The organism is Pantoea latae (assembly GCF_002077695.1).
GTDB classification, from domain to species: Bacteria; Pseudomonadota; Gammaproteobacteria; order Enterobacterales; family Enterobacteriaceae; genus Pantoea; species Pantoea latae.
In genome coordinates this window covers 12,061-27,436 of sequence record NZ_MWUE01000001.1, presented here as the reverse complement: position 1 = coordinate 27,436, position 15,376 = coordinate 12,061, and the positions used below count along the sequence as shown (strand labels likewise).

Annotated in this window: 30 protein-coding genes; all 30 read left to right on the top strand. The window is 52.3% G+C overall.

Annotated features, from left to right (window positions below; all coding sequences use genetic code 11):
• The coding region (locus B2J69_RS00235) for an EF-Tu C-terminal domain-related protein (protein WP_081134628.1) at positions 1–118 on the top strand (118 nt) is incomplete at its 5' end.
• A gap of 170 nt (positions 119–288) precedes the next feature.
• Positions 289–483, top strand: a complete 195-nt coding sequence (gene bfd, locus B2J69_RS00230; RefSeq protein ID WP_081134626.1) for a bacterioferritin-associated ferredoxin — start codon at positions 289–291, stop codon at positions 481–483.
• 89 nt (positions 484–572) lie between these two features.
• Positions 573–1,049 carry a bacterioferritin gene (bfr, locus tag B2J69_RS00225; protein WP_081134624.1) on the top strand — a complete coding sequence of 159 codons (477 nt, stop codon included), beginning with the start codon at positions 573–575 and terminating at the stop codon, positions 1,047–1,049.
• A 359-nt stretch (positions 1,050–1,408) separates the two neighbouring features.
• Positions 1,409–1,720, top strand: a complete 312-nt coding sequence (gene rpsJ / locus B2J69_RS00220) for a 30S ribosomal protein S10 (RefSeq protein WP_001181005.1) — start codon at positions 1,409–1,411, stop codon at positions 1,718–1,720.
• Positions 1,721–1,752: 32 nt separating this feature from the next.
• On the top strand, positions 1,753–2,382 hold the full coding sequence (gene rplC, locus B2J69_RS00215) for a 50S ribosomal protein L3 (RefSeq protein WP_033792404.1): 630 nt from the start codon (positions 1,753–1,755) through the stop codon (positions 2,380–2,382).
• Between the two features lie 10 nt (positions 2,383–2,392).
• A complete protein-coding gene (gene rplD, locus B2J69_RS00210) occupies positions 2,393–2,998 on the top strand; it encodes a 50S ribosomal protein L4 (RefSeq protein WP_033752971.1) in 606 nt (201 codons plus the stop codon).
• Positions 2,995–3,297, top strand: a complete 303-nt coding sequence (gene rplW, locus B2J69_RS00205; protein WP_033752969.1) for a 50S ribosomal protein L23 — start codon at positions 2,995–2,997, stop codon at positions 3,295–3,297. Before rplD ends, rplW begins: the two co-directional genes overlap by 4 nt.
• Positions 3,298–3,314: 17 nt before the next feature.
• Positions 3,315–4,136 carry a 50S ribosomal protein L2 gene (rplB, locus tag B2J69_RS00200; RefSeq protein ID WP_033752967.1) on the top strand — a complete coding sequence of 274 codons (822 nt, stop codon included), beginning with the start codon at positions 3,315–3,317 and terminating at the stop codon, positions 4,134–4,136.
• A gap of 16 nt (positions 4,137–4,152) precedes the next feature.
• Complete coding sequence (gene rpsS, locus B2J69_RS00195) at positions 4,153–4,431, top strand: 30S ribosomal protein S19 (protein ID WP_001138115.1); 279 nt, start codon at positions 4,153–4,155, stop codon at positions 4,429–4,431.
• Positions 4,432–4,444: 13 nt separating this feature from the next.
• Positions 4,445–4,777: a 50S ribosomal protein L22 gene (gene rplV / locus B2J69_RS00190; RefSeq protein ID WP_002919773.1), complete on the top strand. Its 333-nt coding sequence runs from the start codon at positions 4,445–4,447 to the stop codon at positions 4,775–4,777.
• Between the two features lie 17 nt (positions 4,778–4,794).
• Positions 4,795–5,493: a 30S ribosomal protein S3 gene (gene rpsC / locus B2J69_RS00185; RefSeq protein ID WP_009087585.1), complete on the top strand. Its 699-nt coding sequence runs from the start codon at positions 4,795–4,797 to the stop codon at positions 5,491–5,493.
• Between the two features lie 12 nt (positions 5,494–5,505).
• On the top strand, positions 5,506–5,916 hold the full coding sequence (gene rplP / locus B2J69_RS00180; RefSeq protein ID WP_002438716.1) for a 50S ribosomal protein L16: 411 nt from the start codon (positions 5,506–5,508) through the stop codon (positions 5,914–5,916).
• Complete coding sequence (rpmC, locus tag B2J69_RS00175) at positions 5,916–6,107, top strand: 50S ribosomal protein L29 (RefSeq protein ID WP_025902044.1); 192 nt, start codon at positions 5,916–5,918, stop codon at positions 6,105–6,107. The genes rplP and rpmC overlap by 1 nt, the downstream gene beginning before the upstream one ends.
• A complete protein-coding gene (rpsQ, locus tag B2J69_RS00170) occupies positions 6,107–6,361 on the top strand; it encodes a 30S ribosomal protein S17 (RefSeq protein WP_081134621.1) in 255 nt (84 codons plus the stop codon). Before rpmC ends, rpsQ begins: the two co-directional genes overlap by 1 nt.
• Before the next feature lie 316 nt (positions 6,362–6,677).
• Positions 6,678–8,030: an 8-oxoguanine deaminase gene (locus B2J69_RS00165; protein WP_081134619.1), complete on the top strand. Its 1,353-nt coding sequence runs from the start codon at positions 6,678–6,680 to the stop codon at positions 8,028–8,030.
• Between the two features lie 251 nt (positions 8,031–8,281).
• Complete coding sequence (gene rplN, locus B2J69_RS00160) at positions 8,282–8,653, top strand: 50S ribosomal protein L14 (protein WP_006120590.1); 372 nt, start codon at positions 8,282–8,284, stop codon at positions 8,651–8,653.
• A 10-nt stretch (positions 8,654–8,663) separates the two neighbouring features.
• Positions 8,664–8,978 (top strand): 50S ribosomal protein L24, encoded by a 315-nt coding sequence (gene rplX / locus B2J69_RS00155; RefSeq protein WP_003850150.1) that lies wholly within the window; start codon positions 8,664–8,666, stop codon positions 8,976–8,978.
• Between the two features lie 14 nt (positions 8,979–8,992).
• Entirely contained in the window at positions 8,993–9,532 is a 540-nt protein-coding gene (rplE, locus tag B2J69_RS00150) for a 50S ribosomal protein L5 (protein WP_081134617.1), read from the top strand.
• A gap of 14 nt (positions 9,533–9,546) precedes the next feature.
• Entirely contained in the window at positions 9,547–9,852 is a 306-nt protein-coding gene (rpsN, locus tag B2J69_RS00145; RefSeq protein WP_033752945.1) for a 30S ribosomal protein S14, read from the top strand.
• A 33-nt stretch (positions 9,853–9,885) separates the two neighbouring features.
• Entirely contained in the window at positions 9,886–10,278 is a 393-nt protein-coding gene (gene rpsH, locus B2J69_RS00140; RefSeq protein WP_081134615.1) for a 30S ribosomal protein S8, read from the top strand.
• A gap of 12 nt (positions 10,279–10,290) precedes the next feature.
• Positions 10,291–10,824, top strand: a complete 534-nt coding sequence (gene rplF, locus B2J69_RS00135; RefSeq protein ID WP_033752942.1) for a 50S ribosomal protein L6 — start codon at positions 10,291–10,293, stop codon at positions 10,822–10,824.
• 9 nt (positions 10,825–10,833) lie between these two features.
• On the top strand, positions 10,834–11,187 hold the full coding sequence (rplR, locus tag B2J69_RS00130) for a 50S ribosomal protein L18 (RefSeq protein ID WP_033752941.1): 354 nt from the start codon (positions 10,834–10,836) through the stop codon (positions 11,185–11,187).
• A 14-nt stretch (positions 11,188–11,201) separates the two neighbouring features.
• Positions 11,202–11,702, top strand: a complete 501-nt coding sequence (gene rpsE, locus B2J69_RS00125; RefSeq protein ID WP_033792403.1) for a 30S ribosomal protein S5 — start codon at positions 11,202–11,204, stop codon at positions 11,700–11,702.
• 5 nt (positions 11,703–11,707) lie between these two features.
• Complete coding sequence (gene rpmD / locus B2J69_RS00120) at positions 11,708–11,887, top strand: 50S ribosomal protein L30 (protein WP_021186404.1); 180 nt, start codon at positions 11,708–11,710, stop codon at positions 11,885–11,887.
• 3 nt (positions 11,888–11,890) lie between these two features.
• Positions 11,891–12,325: a 50S ribosomal protein L15 gene (gene rplO / locus B2J69_RS00115; RefSeq protein WP_033752938.1), complete on the top strand. Its 435-nt coding sequence runs from the start codon at positions 11,891–11,893 to the stop codon at positions 12,323–12,325.
• 7 nt (positions 12,326–12,332) lie between these two features.
• The gene (gene secY, locus B2J69_RS00110) at positions 12,333–13,664 is read left to right on the top strand and encodes a preprotein translocase subunit SecY (RefSeq protein ID WP_081134613.1); all 1,332 of its coding nucleotides are present in this window, start codon (positions 12,333–12,335) and stop codon (positions 13,662–13,664) included.
• Positions 13,665–13,696: 32 nt separating this feature from the next.
• Positions 13,697–13,813, top strand: coding sequence for a 50S ribosomal protein L36 (rpmJ, locus tag B2J69_RS00105; RefSeq protein ID WP_071813610.1), 117 nt, complete (start codon positions 13,697–13,699; stop codon positions 13,811–13,813).
• A gap of 146 nt (positions 13,814–13,959) precedes the next feature.
• On the top strand, positions 13,960–14,316 hold the full coding sequence (gene rpsM, locus B2J69_RS00100; RefSeq protein ID WP_033752934.1) for a 30S ribosomal protein S13: 357 nt from the start codon (positions 13,960–13,962) through the stop codon (positions 14,314–14,316).
• A gap of 16 nt (positions 14,317–14,332) precedes the next feature.
• Positions 14,333–14,722: a 30S ribosomal protein S11 gene (rpsK, locus tag B2J69_RS00095; RefSeq protein ID WP_004160563.1), complete on the top strand. Its 390-nt coding sequence runs from the start codon at positions 14,333–14,335 to the stop codon at positions 14,720–14,722.
• 32 nt (positions 14,723–14,754) lie between these two features.
• Positions 14,755–15,375 carry a 30S ribosomal protein S4 gene (rpsD, locus tag B2J69_RS00090; RefSeq protein ID WP_081134611.1) on the top strand — a complete coding sequence of 207 codons (621 nt, stop codon included), beginning with the start codon at positions 14,755–14,757 and terminating at the stop codon, positions 15,373–15,375.
• Position 15,376 lies beyond the last annotated feature (1 nt).

Sequence of the window (15,376 nt, the reverse complement as noted above, 5' to 3'; positions counted from 1 at the left end):
CATCAAAATGACCGTTACTCTGATCCATCCGATCGCGATGGACCAGGGTCTGCGCTTCGCAATCCGCGAAGGCGGCCGTACCGTTGGCGCGGGCGTTGTTGCTGAAGTTATCGCTTAATTGCGTTAGCGAGGTGGCCTTCGGGCCACCAGAGCAGAAAGAGAGCACTTCGGTGCTCTTTTTTTTTTGCCTGCTGCCAGCGCGACGGCTTATCCCTACTAAGCCTGGGTTTGAAATAAAAACTATTCTCATTTAAGCTTTGATCATTAATTGATCGAGGTGAGCAGTAAATGTACGTCTGTTTGTGTAACGCCGTCAGCGATAAAGCCCTCCGTGAGGCGGTTCGCCGCTATCAGCCAAAATCTATCCAACAGCTGCGCCAGCTGGTTCCAGTCGGGAAGCAGTGCGGCAAGTGCATTCGCGTGGCGCGCGAGATTATGGAAGATGAGCTGCAGCACGCCCCGCTGTATAAAGAGATTGCCTGACGGGCAATACCCCCATATTTTGTCGCGTTTTTTTGACTTCTTTTTATCCGCATCTACGCTGTTATTTAACTGGAAGCGGAGGAAGCAAAATGAAGGGCGATATTAAAATCATAAGCCATCTCAATAAATTGCTGGGAAATGAACTGGTTGCCATCAATCAGTACTTTCTTCATGCGCGAATGTTCAAAAACTGGGGCCTGCAGCGCCTCAACGACACGGAGTACCACGAATCCATCGACGAAATGAAACACGCCGATAAATATATCGAGCGCATTCTGTTTCTTGAGGGGATCCCCAACCTGCAGGATTTAGGGCGGCTGCGCATTGGCGAAGATGTCGAGGAGATGCTGCGCGCCGATCTGCAGCTCGAGCTGGAAGGGGCGAAAGACCTGCGCGAGGCGATCGCTTACGCGGATAAAGTGCACGACTACGTCAGCCGCGACATGATGATCGAAATCCTCGCGGATGAAGAGCACCATATCGACTGGATCGAAACCGAGCTCGACCTCATTACTAAGCTGGGCATCCAGAACTACCTGCAGGCGCAAATCCGGGAAGAAGAGTAATCAAGCTGTGAATAATCGTATAAGCCCGCCCGCTTTCGTCGCCAGCCGACGCTCAGCGGGCTAGCTGACTTCCCCCGCCTCAAACTCTCCTCGTTACCGCCTCGCCGCAATAATGCCAGCAGAAAACAGGGTTAAAAACAGAACACGGGTTGCTTCCTGAGCAGATTTACGTATAATGCGCGGGCTTGCCGATATTGGCGAGCGCGATTCGAGCTGAATCGCAGGCGGCAGCATGTTAGGTCGCCTGACAATACTCCCAACTGTGGAGTTATATGCTGAACGATTACACTCCCCCATCAATCGTAATGGGTGCGAGTAGTAATTTTTTTCGTCTATAAAAAGTTTGGAGCTCTGGTCTCATGCAGAACCAAAGAATCCGTATCCGTCTTAAAGCGTTTGATCATCGTCTGATCGATCAATCAACCGCGGAAATCGTAGAGACTGCCAAGCGCACTGGTGCGCAGGTTCGCGGTCCGATCCCGCTGCCGACTCGCAAAGAGCGCTTCACCGTTCTGATCTCTCCGCACGTTAACAAAGATGCGCGCGATCAGTACGAAATCCGCACTCACAAGCGTCTGGTAGACATCGTTGAGCCAACTGAAAAAACCGTTGATGCTCTGATGCGTCTGGATCTGGCTGCCGGTGTAGACGTGCAGATCAGCCTGGGTTAATCAGGTCATCGAGCGATTGAGAGGTTGATACAATGATTGGTTTAGTCGGTAAAAAAGTGGGCATGACCCGCGTCTTCACTGAAGACGGCGTTTCAATCCCAGTAACCGTAATCGAAGTTGAAGCAAACCGCGTTACTCAGGTCAAAGGCCTGGAGAACGATGGTTACCAGGCAATCCAGGTTACCACCGGTGCGAAAAAAGCGAACCGTGTGACCAAACCTGAAGCTGGTCATTTTGCTAAAGCTGGCGTTGAAGCTGGCCGTGGCCTGTGGGAATTCCGCACCGCTGAAGGTGAAGAGTACTCTGTAGGTCAGAGCATCAGTGTTGAAATTTTCGCTGACGTTAAAAAAGTAGACGTAACCGGTACCTCTAAAGGTAAAGGTTTCGCAGGTACCGTTAAGCGCTGGAACTTCCGTACCCAGGACGCTACCCACGGTAACTCCCTTTCTCACCGCGTTCCGGGTTCTATCGGTCAGAACCAGACTCCGGGCAAAGTGTTCAAGGGCAAGAAAATGGCAGGTCAGCTGGGTAATGAGCGCGTAACCGTTCAGAGCCTGGATGTGGTACGTGTTGACGCTGAGCGCAACCTGCTGCTGGTGAAAGGTGCTGTCCCGGGTGCGACCGGTAGCGACCTGATCGTTAAACCAGCTGTGAAGGCGTAAGGGGATAGCAATGGAATTAGTACTGAAAGACGCGCAGAGCGCGCTGACTGTTTCCGAAACTACCTTCGGTCGTGATTTCAACGAAGCGCTGGTTCACCAGGTTGTTGTTGCTTACGCTGCAGGCGCCCGTCAGGGTACCCGCGCGCAGAAAACGCGTGCTGAAGTAACTGGTTCAGGCAAAAAGCCGTGGCGTCAGAAAGGCACCGGCCGTGCGCGTTCAGGTTCTGTAAAGAGCCCGATCTGGCGTTCAGGTGGCGTGACCTTCGCTGCGCGTCCGCAGGACCACAGTCAAAAAGTTAACAAAAAGATGTACCGCGGCGCGCTGAAAAGCATCCTGTCCGAACTGGTACGTCAAGATCGTCTGATCGTTGTCGAGACGTTCTCTGTAGAAGCACCGAAAACCAAGCTGCTGGTACAGAAACTGAAAGACATGGCGCTGGAAGACGTGCTGATCATCACCGGTGAACTGGATGAGAATCTGTTCCTGGCTGCGCGTAACCTGTACAAGGTTGACGTGCGCGATGCAGCGGGTATCGACCCAGTTAGCCTGATCGCCTTCGACAAAGTCGTTATGACTGCTGACGCAGTTAAGCAAGTTGAGGAGATGCTGGCATGATCCGTGAAGAACGTCTGCTGAAAGTACTGCGCGCGCCGCACGTATCTGAAAAAGCGTCTGCTGCGATGGAAAAAACCAACACCATCGTTCTCAAAGTTGCGAAAGACGCGACCAAAGCAGAGATCGTTGCTGCTGTTGAAAAACTGTTCGAAGTAGAAGTTAAAGACGTGAACACCCTGGTTGTTAAAGGGAAAACTAAGCGTCACGGACAGCGTATCGGTCGTCGCAGCGACTGGAAAAAAGCTTACGTCACCCTGAAGGAAGGCCAGAATCTGGACTTCGTCGGCGGCGCTGAGTAAGTCGGAGGAGAAAGACAATGGCAGTTGTTAAATGTAAACCGACATCTCCGGGTCGTCGCCACGTCGTTAAAGTGGTAAACCCTGAGCTGCACAAGGGCAAACCTTTTGCCCCGCTGATCGAAAAGAACAGCAAATCCGGTGGTCGTAACAACAATGGTCGTATCACTACCCGTCATATCGGTGGTGGTCACAAGCAGGCTTACCGTATTGTTGACTTCAAACGCAACAAAGATGGTATCCCGGCAGTTGTTGAGCGTCTTGAGTACGATCCGAACCGTTCTGCGAACATCGCACTGGTTCTGTACAAAGACGGCGAGCGCCGTTATATCCTGGCCCCTAAAGGCCTGAAAGCCGGCGACCAGATTCAGTCTGGCGTTGATGCTGCGATCAAAGCAGGCAACACCCTGCCGATGCGTAACATCCCGGTGGGTTCTACCGTGCATAACGTAGAAATGAAGCCGGGCAAAGGCGGTCAGATCGCTCGCTCTGCTGGTGCTTACGTGCAGATCGTTGCGCGTGAAGGTTCCTACGTTACCCTGCGTCTGCGTTCAGGCGAAATGCGTAAAATCGAAGCTGATTGCCGCGCGACCCTGGGCGAAGTCGGCAACGCTGAGCACATGCTGCGCGTTCTGGGTAAAGCTGGTGCAACTCGCTGGCGTGGTGTTCGTCCGACCGTTCGCGGTACCGCGATGAACCCAGTCGATCACCCGCACGGTGGTGGTGAAGGTCGTAACTTTGGTAAGCACCCGGTCACTCCGTGGGGCGTGCAGACCAAAGGTAAGAAGACCCGTAGCAACAAGCGTACTGATAAATTTATCGTACGTCGCCGTAGCAAATAATTTTAGAGGATAAGCCATGCCACGTTCTCTCAAGAAAGGTCCTTTTATTGACCTGCACTTGCTGAAGAAGGTAGAGAAAGCGGTGGAAAGCGGAGACAAGAAGCCCCTGCGCACCTGGTCCCGTCGTTCAACGATCTTCCCTAACATGATCGGTTTGACCATCGCTGTCCATAATGGTCGTCAGCACGTTCCTGTCTTTGTTTCCGACGAAATGGTCGGCCACAAGCTGGGTGAATTTGCACCGACACGTACTTATCGCGGCCACGCTGCAGATAAGAAAGCCAAGAAGAAATAAGTAGGAGGAAGAGATGGAAACTTTAGCTCAACATCGCCATGCTCGTTCTTCTGCTCAGAAGGTTCGCCTGGTTGCTGACCTGATTCGCGGTAAGAAAGTGTCGCAGGCTCTGGATATTCTGACCTACACCAACAAGAAAGCTGCTGTACTGGTTAAGAAGGTCCTGGAATCTGCCATTGCTAACGCCGAACACAACGATGGCGCTGATATCGACGATCTGAAAGTCGCGAAAATTTTCGTAGACGAAGGCCCGAGCATGAAGCGCATTATGCCGCGTGCTAAAGGTCGTGCAGATCGCATCCTGAAGCGCACCAGCCACATTACTGTGGTTGTGTCCGATCGCTGAGACTCTGGAGACTAGCAATGGGTCAGAAAGTACATCCTAATGGTATTCGCCTGGGTATTGTAAAACCATGGAACTCTACCTGGTTTGCGAACACCAAAGAATTCGCTGACAACCTGGACAGCGATTTTAAAGTTCGTCAGTTCCTGACAAAAGAACTGGCTAAAGCGTCTGTATCCCGCATCGTTATCGAGCGTCCGGCGAAGAGCATCCGTGTGACCATTCACACCGCTCGCCCGGGTATCGTTATCGGTAAAAAGGGTGAAGACGTAGAAAAACTGCGCACGGTCGTCGCGAACATCGCGGGCGTCCCTGCACAGATCAATATCGCCGAAGTCCGTAAGCCGGAACTGGACGCGAAACTGGTTGCTGACAGCATCACTTCACAGCTGGAGCGTCGCGTGATGTTCCGTCGTGCGATGAAGCGTGCTGTTCAGAACGCCATGCGTCTGGGCGCGAAAGGTATCAAAGTTGAAGTTAGCGGCCGTCTGGGCGGCGCGGAAATCGCACGTACCGAATGGTACCGCGAAGGTCGCGTACCGCTGCACACTCTGCGTGCTGACATTGACTACAACACCTCTGAAGCGCACACCACTTATGGTGTAATCGGCGTTAAGGTATGGATCTTCAAAGGCGAGATCCTGGGTGGTATGGCTGCTGTTGAACAACCGGAACCGGCTGCTCAACCTAAAAAGCAGCAGCGTAAAGGCCGTAAGTAAGGAGAGTCGCTGATGTTACAACCAAAGCGTACAAAATTCCGTAAAGTGCACAAAGGCCGCAACCGCGGTCTGGCGCAGGGTACGGATGTTAGCTTCGGTACTTTCGGTCTGAAAGCTGTTGGCCGTGGTCGTCTGACTGCTCGTCAGATCGAAGCAGCACGTCGTGCTATGACCCGTGCAGTTAAGCGTCAAGGTAAGATCTGGATCCGTGTATTCCCGGACAAACCGATCACCGAGAAGCCGCTGGAAGTGCGTATGGGTAAAGGTAAGGGTAACGTGGAGTATTGGGTTGCCCTGATTCAGCCTGGTAAAGTCCTGTATGAAATGGACGGCGTACCAGAAGAGCTGGCCCGTGAAGCCTTCAAGCTGGCAGCAGCAAAACTGCCTATCAAAACCACCTTTGTTACTAAGACGGTGATGTAATGAAAGCAACAGAGCTGCGTGAAAAAAGCGTTGAAGAGCTGAACACTGAGCTGCTTAATCTGCTGCGTGAGCAATTTAACCTGCGCATGCAGGCAGCATCTGGCCAACTGCAGCAGACTCATCTGCTGAAACAGGTTCGCCGTGATGTTGCACGCGTTAAGACTTTACTGACTGAGAAGGCGGGTGCGTAATGACCGATAAAATCCGTACTCTGCAAGGTCGTGTTGTTAGTGACAAAATGCAGAAATCTGCTGTTGTCGCTATCGAGCGTTTCGTGAAACACCCGATCTACGGTAAATTCATTAAGCGTACGACTAAGCTGCACATCCATGACGAGAACAACGAATGCGGTATTGGTGACGTGGTTGAAATCCGCGAAACCCGTCCGCTGTCCAAGACCAAATCCTGGACTCTGGTTCGCGTTGTAGAGAAAGCGGTTCTGTAATAAGAACGGTTTTTTCTAGAGAAACCCTCTGCTTCGGCAGGGGGTTTTTTTTTGCCTGTAATCTGCCCTTGTTTACGACATTGGTCAAAATATCACCGGATGACTTGTTGATAATGATTGAGCTTATGTGGCGGCAGCGATGCCGCGTATCTGTTTATCATGAACAAGGATGAGTCGTGTGAAAAAGGAAACCCCAGACCGCATACGTCGCTCTCTGCTGACCGTGCCACTACTGGCAGCGATCCCTTCTGTTAGCATGGCGAAAAAAGAGACGATACTATCGACCCCTCACTCATTGCAGCAAAAGGGTCAGGGGATGCAACGGACACTGTTATTGAAGAACGCTGAAGTCGTGGTCTGTATGGATGATGCGCGTCAGGAGATCCGCAACGGCAGTATCTATATCAAAGGAGAGAGGATTGAAGCGGTTGGCGCGGCTGAAGCACTGCCGCAGCATGCTGATGAGATCATCGATCTAAAAGGGCACATCGTCGTACCGGGATTGATCAATACGCATCACCACATGTATCAGAGCCTCACGCGCGTGGTGCCTTCCGTACAAAACGGCGAGCTGTTTAACTGGCTGACCCACCTTTATCCCATCTGGCAGAAGCTGACGCCAGAGATGATCCATGTCTCGACGCAAACGGCGATGGCCGAGCTGATGCTCTCCGGCTGCACCACCACCAGCGATCATCTTTATGTCTACCCCAACGGCTGCCGGCTCGACGACAGTATCGACGCGGCGGCGGAAATGGGCATGCGCTTTCACGCCAGCCGCGGCAGCATGAGCGTGGGGCAAAAGCAGGGCGGGCTGCCGCCGGACAGCCTGGTGGAGAAAGAGGCCGACATCCTGGAAGATACGCAGCGGGTGATTGAGCGCTACCATGACAGCCGTCGCGGCGCCATGGTGCGTATCGTGGTGGCGCCCTGTTCGCCCTTTTCCGTCAGCCGCGAGCTAATGAAAACGTCCGCCACGCTGGCGCGTCACTACGGCGTTTCGCTGCACACCCATCTGGCGGAGAACGAGAGCGACATCCGCTACAGCCGCGAGAAGTTCAATATGACGCCGGCGCAGTATGTCGAGGACCTCGGCTGGGTAGGGCATGACGTCTGGCATGCGCACTGCGTGAAGCTTGACGATCGCGGCATCGCGCTGTTTGCGCGCACCGGCACCGGCGTGGCGCACTGTCCCTGCTCTAATATGCGGCTCGCCTCTGGTATCGCGCCGATACGGCAGATGTGCGACGCCGGCGTTAACGTCGGGCTCGGCGTAGACGGCTCCGCCTCTAATGACAGCGGCGATATGATCGGCGAGGTGCGCCAGGCGATGCTGCTGCAGCGGGTCGGCTTCGGCCCCGACGCAATGAACGCGCGTCAGGCGCTGGAGCTGGCGACGCGCGGCGGCGCGAAGGTGCTGAACCGTGATGATATCGGCGCCATCGCCCCTGGCATGCAGGCCGATCTGGCGATATTCGACCTTAATCGACTGGGGCTGGCCGGGGCAGGGCACGATCCGGTCGCGGCGCTGGTCTTCTGCAATCCGGGACCGGTGGCCTACAGCGTCATCAATGGAAGGGTCGTGGTGCGCAAAGGGGAATTAGCGGTTATCGACCTGCCGAAAGTGCTCTACCGACACAATCAGCTGGCCGCGCAGCTGATGAAGTAAAGCCCCCAATCAGAAGCGGAATGGCGAGTGTCGAAAAATAAGGCAGATTACATTTGCTACTGCTGAGACTATTCCCTAGAATACGCGCTCCCTGTTATCAGGGAAAATAAGCGGCTCCATTGCTGAGCCGTTCATTTTTTCTACCCATCTGTGAGAACCGGTGTTATAATGCCGCGCCCTCAAATATGGGGCTTTCTAACGACCTGAAGTCTGGGTCCCGAAGTAGTAGTTGACATTAGCGGAGCACTAAAATGATCCAAGAACAGACTATGCTGAACGTCGCCGACAACTCCGGTGCACGTCGCGTAATGTGTATCAAGGTTCTGGGTGGCTCGCACCGTCGCTACGCAGGCGTCGGCGACATCATCAAAGTTACCATCAAGGAAGCAATTCCGCGTGGTAAGGTGAAAAAAGGTGATGTCCTGAAGGCGGTAGTGGTGCGCACCAGGAAGGGTGTTCGTCGCCCGGACGGTTCTGTCATTCGCTTCGATGGTAACGCATGCGTTATTTTGAACAATAACAGCGAGCAGCCAATCGGAACACGTATTTTTGGGCCGGTAACTCGTGAACTTCGTACTGAAAAGTTCATGAAAATTATCTCTCTGGCACCAGAAGTACTCTAAGGAGCGAACAATGGCAGCGAAAATCCGTCGTAACGACGAAGTTATCGTGCTGACCGGCAAAGATAAAGGTAAGCGCGGTAAAGTTAAGAATGTCCTGTCTTCTGGCAAGGTCATCGTTGAAGGTATCAACCTGGTTAAGAAACACCAGAAGCCGGTTCCGGCTCTGAACCAGCCAGGTGGCATCGTTGAAAAAGAAGCCGCTATTCAGGTTTCCAACGTTGCACTCTTCAATGCGGCAACCGGCAAGGCTGACCGTGTAGGCTTTAGATTCGAAGACGGCAAAAAAGTCCGTTTCTTCAAGTCTAACAGCGAAACTATCAAGTAATTTGGAGTAGTACGATGGCGAAACTGCATGATTACTACAAAGACGAAGTAGTCCAGAAACTCATGACAGAGTTTGGCTACACTTCTGTCATGCAAGTCCCTCGGGTCGAGAAGATCACCCTGAACATGGGTGTTGGTGAAGCGATCGCTGACAAGAAACTGCTGGATAACGCAGCAGCAGACCTGGCAGCCATCTCCGGTCAAAAACCGCTGGTCACCAAAGCACGCAAATCAGTTGCAGGCTTCAAAATCCGTCAGGGCTATCCGATCGGCTGTAAAGTAACTCTGCGCGGCGAGCGCATGTGGGAGTTCTTTGAGCGTCTGATCACCATTGCTGTACCGCGTATCCGCGACTTCCGTGGTTTGTCCGCGAAGTCATTCGACGGTCGTGGCAACTACAGCATGGGCGTTCGTGAGCAGATCATCTTCCCAGAAATCGACTACGACAAAGTCGATCGCGTTCGTGGTTTGGATATCACCATTACCACTACTGCGAAATCTGATGATGAAGGCCGTGCTCTGCTGACTGCCTTTGACTTCCCGTTCCGCAAGTAAGGTAGGGTTACTTAATGGCTAAGCAATCAATGAAAGCACGCGAAGTTAAGCGTGTGAAATTAGCAGACAAATTCTTCGCAAAACGCGCTGAACTGAAAGCGATCATTTCTGATGTGAACGCAACCGACGAAGATCGTTGGAACGCTGTTCTCAAGCTGCAGACTCTGCCGCGTGATTCCAGCCCGTCTCGTCAGCGTAACCGCTGCCGTCAAACAGGTCGTCCGCACGGTTTCCTGCGGAAGTTCGGGTTGAGCCGTATCAAGGTCCGTGAAGCCGCTATGCGCGGTGAAATCCCGGGTCTGAAAAAGGCTAGCTGGTAATTGTCACCAATTGAATCACGGGAGTAAAGACAGATGAGCATGCAAGATCCGATCGCGGATATGCTGACCCGTATCCGTAACGGTCAGGCCGCGAACAAAGCTGCGGTCACCATGCCTTCCTCCAAGCTGAAAGTGGCAATTGCCAACGTGCTGAAGGAAGAAGGTTATATTGAAGATTTCAAAATCGAAGGCGACACCAAGCCGGAACTGGAACTGACTCTTAAGTATTTCCAGGGTAAAGCTGTCGTAGAAAGCATTCAGCGTGTTAGCCGCCCAGGTCTGCGCATCTATAAGAAAAAAGATGAGCTGCCGAAAGTTATGGCGGGTTTAGGTATTGCTGTTATTTCTACCTCTAAAGGTGTCATGACTGATCGTGCAGCGCGCCAGGCTGGTCTTGGCGGCGAAATTATCTGCTACGTAGCGTAATCGGAGGAAACTATGTCTCGTGTTGCTAAAGCACCTGTCGTTGTTCCTGCCGGCGTAGAGGTAAAACTCGACGGTCAGGTAATTTCGATTAAAGGTAAAAACGGCGAGCTGACTCGTACTATCAATAATGCCGTAGAAGTTAAACATGCTGATAATGCACTGACCTTCGCTCCGCGCGACGGTTTTGCAAACGGCTGGGCGCAAGCGGGTACCGCTCGTGCACTGCTGAACGGCATGGTTATCGGTGTTACCGAAGGCTTCACTAAGAAGCTGCAGCTGGTTGGTGTTGGTTATCGTGCGGCCGTTAAAGGCAACGTGGTTAACCTGTCACTGGGTTTCTCTCACCCGGTTGATCATCAGCTGCCCGCGGGTATCTCTGCAGAATGTCCGACTCAGACTGAAATCGTGCTGAAAGGCGCTGATAAACAACTGATCGGCCAGGTTGCAGCTGACTTGCGCGCCTACCGTCGTCCTGAGCCGTATAAAGGCAAGGGTGTCCGTTACGCCGACGAAGTCGTGCGTATCAAAGAGGCTAAGAAGAAGTAAGGTAACACTATGGATAAGAAATCTGCTCGTATCCGTCGTGCGACCCGTGCACGTCGCAAGCTCAAAGAGCTGGGTGCTACTCGCCTGGTGGTACATCGTACCCCGCGTCACATTTACGCACAGGTAATCGCCCCGAACGGTTCCGAAGTTCTGGTTGCTGCTTCTACTGTAGAAAAAGCTATCTCTGAACAACTGAAGTACACCGGCAACAAAGATGCAGCTGCCGCAGTAGGTAAAGCTATTGCTGAGCGCGCTATCGAAAAAGGCATCAAAGATGTTTCTTTCGACCGTTCCGGTTTCCAATATCATGGTCGTGTCCAGGCACTGGCAGATGCTGCTCGTGAAGCTGGCCTTCAGTTCTAAGGTAGAGGTCTAGGATGTCACACATCGAGAAACAAGCTGGCGAACTGCAGGAAAAACTGATCGCGGTAAACCGTGTTTCTAAAACTGTGAAAGGTGGTCGTATCTTTTCCTTCACCGCACTGACTGTAGTGGGTGATGGTAACGGCCGCGTTGGTTTTGGTTACGGTAAAGCGCGCGAAGTTCCGGCAGCGATCCAGAAAGCGATGGAGAAAGCCCGTCGCAACATGATTAATGTCGCGCTGACCAACGGCACCCTGCAGCACCCGGTTAAAGGTGCGCACACGGGTTCCCGCGTGTTCATGCAGCCGGCTTCTGAAGGTACCGGTATCATCGCCGGCGGTGCAATGCGCGCCGTTCTGGAAGTCGCTGGAGTTCATAACGTTCTGGCTAAAGCCTATGGTTCCACCAACCCGATTAACGTGGTTCGTGCAACTATCGACGGCCTGGAAAATATGAATTCTCCAGAAATGGTCGCTGCCAAGCGTGGTAAATCCGTTGAAGAAATTCTGGGGTAATCACGATGGCTAAGACTATTAAAATCACTCAAACCCGTAGCTCAATCGGCCGCCTGCCTAAGCATAAAGCCACTCTGGTTGGTCTGGGTCTGCGTCGCATTGGCCACACTGTTGAGCGTGAAGACACGCCGGCAGTACGCGGTATGGTCAACGCGATTTCTTACATGCTGAAAGTAGAGGAGTAACAGATGCGTTTAAATACTCTGTCTCCGGCCGAAGGCTCTAAGCACGCGTCTAAGCGTCTGGGTCGTGGTATCGGTTCTGGCCTCGGCAAAACCGGTGGTCGTGGTCACAAAGGTCAGAACTCTCGTTCTGGCGGTGGCGTACGTCGCGGGTTCGAGGGTGGTCAGATGCCTCTGTACCGTCGTCTGCCGAAATTCGGCTTCACCTCGCGTAAATCATTCGTGACTGCAGAAGTGCGTCTGTCTGATCTGGCGAAAGTGGAAGGCGGTATCGTTGACCTGAGCACGCTGAAAGCAGCCAACATTATCGGTGTTCAGATTGAATTCGCGAAAGTGATTCTGTCTGGTGAAGTTTCTGCACCGGTAACGGTTCGCGGTCTGCGTGTCACCAAAGGTGCTCGTGCTGCAATCGAAGCTGCTGGCGGTAAAATCGAGGAATAAGTAGCAGATGGCTAAACAACCGGGATTAGATTTTCAAAGTGCCAAAGGCGGATTTGGTGAACTGAAACGCAGACTGCTGTTTGTAATCGGTGCACTGATTGTCTTCCGAGTTGGCTCTTTTATTCCGATCCCTGGTATTGATGCCGCTGTACTTGCCAAACTGCTTGAGCAACAGCGTGGCACCATCATTGAAATGTTCAACATGTTCTCTGGTGGTGCTCTCAGCCGTGCCTCAATCTTCGCGCTGGGTATTATGCCGTATATTTCGGCCTCTATTATTATCCAGCTGCTGACGGTGGTTCATCCAGCGTTGGCGGAGATTAAAAAGGAAGGGGAGGCTGGCCGTCGTAAGATTAGCCAGTACACCCGCTACGGTACGTTGGTATTGGCCATATTCCAGTCGATCGGTATTGCTACCGGTCTACCGAATATGCCTGGAATGCAGGGCCTGGTGTTAAATCCAGGCTTTGCCTTCTACTTTACCGCTGTTGTTAGTCTGGTTACCGGGACAATGTTCCTGATGTGGCTGGGCGAACAGATTACTGAACGAGGTATCGGCAACGGTATTTCGATCATTATCTTCGCGGGTATTGTTGCGGGACTTCCGCCGGCCATTGGCCATACCATCGAGCAAGCGCGGCAAGGTGACCTGCACTTCCTCCTGTTGCTGTTGGTTGCAGTTCTCGTATTTGCAGTGACCTTCTTCGTTGTTTTCGTTGAGCGTGGTCAGCGCCGCATTGTGGTGAACTATGCGAAACGTCAGCAAGGTCGTCGTGTATACGCTGCACAGAGCACACATTTACCGTTGAAAGTGAATATGGCGGGCGTAATCCCGGCTATTTTTGCTTCCAGCATTATTCTGTTCCCCGCGACGATAGCATCCTGGTTCGGGGGCGGTACCGGTTGGAACTGGCTGACAACAATTTCGCTGTATTTGCAGCCAGGACAGCCGCTATATGTGCTACTCTATGCGACTGCAATCATCTTCTTCTGCTTTTTCTACACGGCGTTGGTTTTCAACCCGCGTGAAACCGCAGATAACCTGAAGAAGTCTGGTGCATTCGTACCGGGGATTCGTCCGGGAGAGCAAACGGCGAAGTATATCGATAAAGTAATGACGCGTTTGACCTTAATCGGCGCACTCTACATTACTTTTATTTGCCTGATCCCGGAGTTCATGCGTGATGCGATGAAGGTTCCCTTCTACTTTGGCGGTACGTCACTGCTCATCGTAGTGGTCGTCATCATGGACTTTATGGCTCAAGTGCAAACTCTGATGATGTCTAGTCAGTACGAGTCTGCATTGAAGAAAGCAAACCTGAAAGGCTACGGCCGTTAATTCAGGCGCTTGAGAAGTTACGGAGAGTAAAAATGAAAGTTCGTGCTTCCGTCAAGAAATTATGTCGTAACTGCAAAATCATCCGTCGCGACGGCGTCGTGCGTGTGATCTGCAGCTCCGAGCCTAAGCATAAACAGCGCCAGGGCTGATTTTTTCACATATTTTTCTTGCAAAGTCGGGTTGAGCTGGCTAGATTAGCCAGCCAATCTTTTGTATGTCAATGCGTTTCCATTTGAGTATCCTGAAAACGGGCTTTTCAGCATGGGGCGCATTTATTTAATTATAGGAGTGCATAGTGGCCCGTATAGCAGGCATTAACATTCCTGATCATAAACACACCGTTATCGCATTAACTTCGATTTTCGGTATCGGCAAGACCCGTTCTAAAGCCATTTGCGCTGCAACGGGTATCGCTGAAGATGTTAAGATCAGTGAGCTGTCTGAAGAACAAATTGATCAGCTGCGTGATGCGGTTGGTAAATTCGTTGTTGAAGGTGATCTGCGCCGTGAAATCACCCTGAGCATCAAGCGTCTGATGGACCTTGGTTGCTACCGTGGTTTGCGCCATCGTCGTGGTCTGCCAGTACGCGGTCAGCGTACTAAGACCAATGCACGTACCCGTAAGGGTCCGCGCAAACCGATCAAGAAATAATCGGGGTGAGTAAATAATGGCAAAGGCACCAGTTCGTGCACGTAAGCGTGTAAGAAAGCAAGTCTCAGATGGCGTGGCTCATGTCCATGCTTCTTTTAACAACACCATCGTTACCATTACTGATCGTCAGGGTAACGCGCTGGGTTGGGCAACCGCCGGTGGTTCCGGTTTCCGCGGTTCACGTAAATCTACGCCGTTTGCTGCTCAGGTCGCTGCAGAGCGCTGTGCAGAAGCCGTTAAAGATTACGGTATTAAGAACCTGGAAGTTATGGTTAAGGGTCCGGGTCCGGGTCGCGAATCAACAATTCGTGCTCTGAACGCCGCAGGTTTCCGCATCACGAACATTACTGATGTGACTCCGATCCCTCACAACGGTTGTCGTCCGCCGAAAAAACGTCGCGTATAACGCCACGTTTTTAGGATAGTTGGAGAAAGAAAATGGCAAGATATTTGGGTCCTAAGCTCAAGCTGAGCCGTCGTGAGGGCACAGACCTTTTCCTGAAGTCTGGCGTTCGCGCGATTGATTCCAAGTGTAAAATTGAACAAGCCCCTGGCCAGCATGGTGCGCGTAAACCGCGTCTGTCTGACTACGGCGGCCAGTTGCGTGAAAAACAAAAAGTTCGTCGTATCTACGGCGTGCTGGAACGTCAGTTCCGCAACTACTATAAAGAAGCAGCACGTCTGAAAGGCAACACCGGTGAAAACCTGTTAGCTCTGCTGGAAGGTCGTCTGGATAACGTAGTTTACCGTATGGGCTTTGGCGCTACTCGTGCAGAATCACGTCAGCTGGTCAGCCACAAGTCTGTAATGGTTAACGGCCGCGTTGTTAACATCGCTTCTTATCAGGTATCTCCGAATGATGTCGTCAGCATCCGTGAGAAAGCCAAAAAGCAATCTCGCGTGAAGGCCGCTCTGGAGCTGGCTGAGCAGCGTGAAAAGCCAACCTGGCTGGAAGTTGATGCGACTAAGATGGAAGGTGTGTTCAAGCGTATTCCTGAGCGTACCGATCTGTCTGCGGACATTAACGAACACCTGATCGTCGAGCTTTACTCCAAGTAAA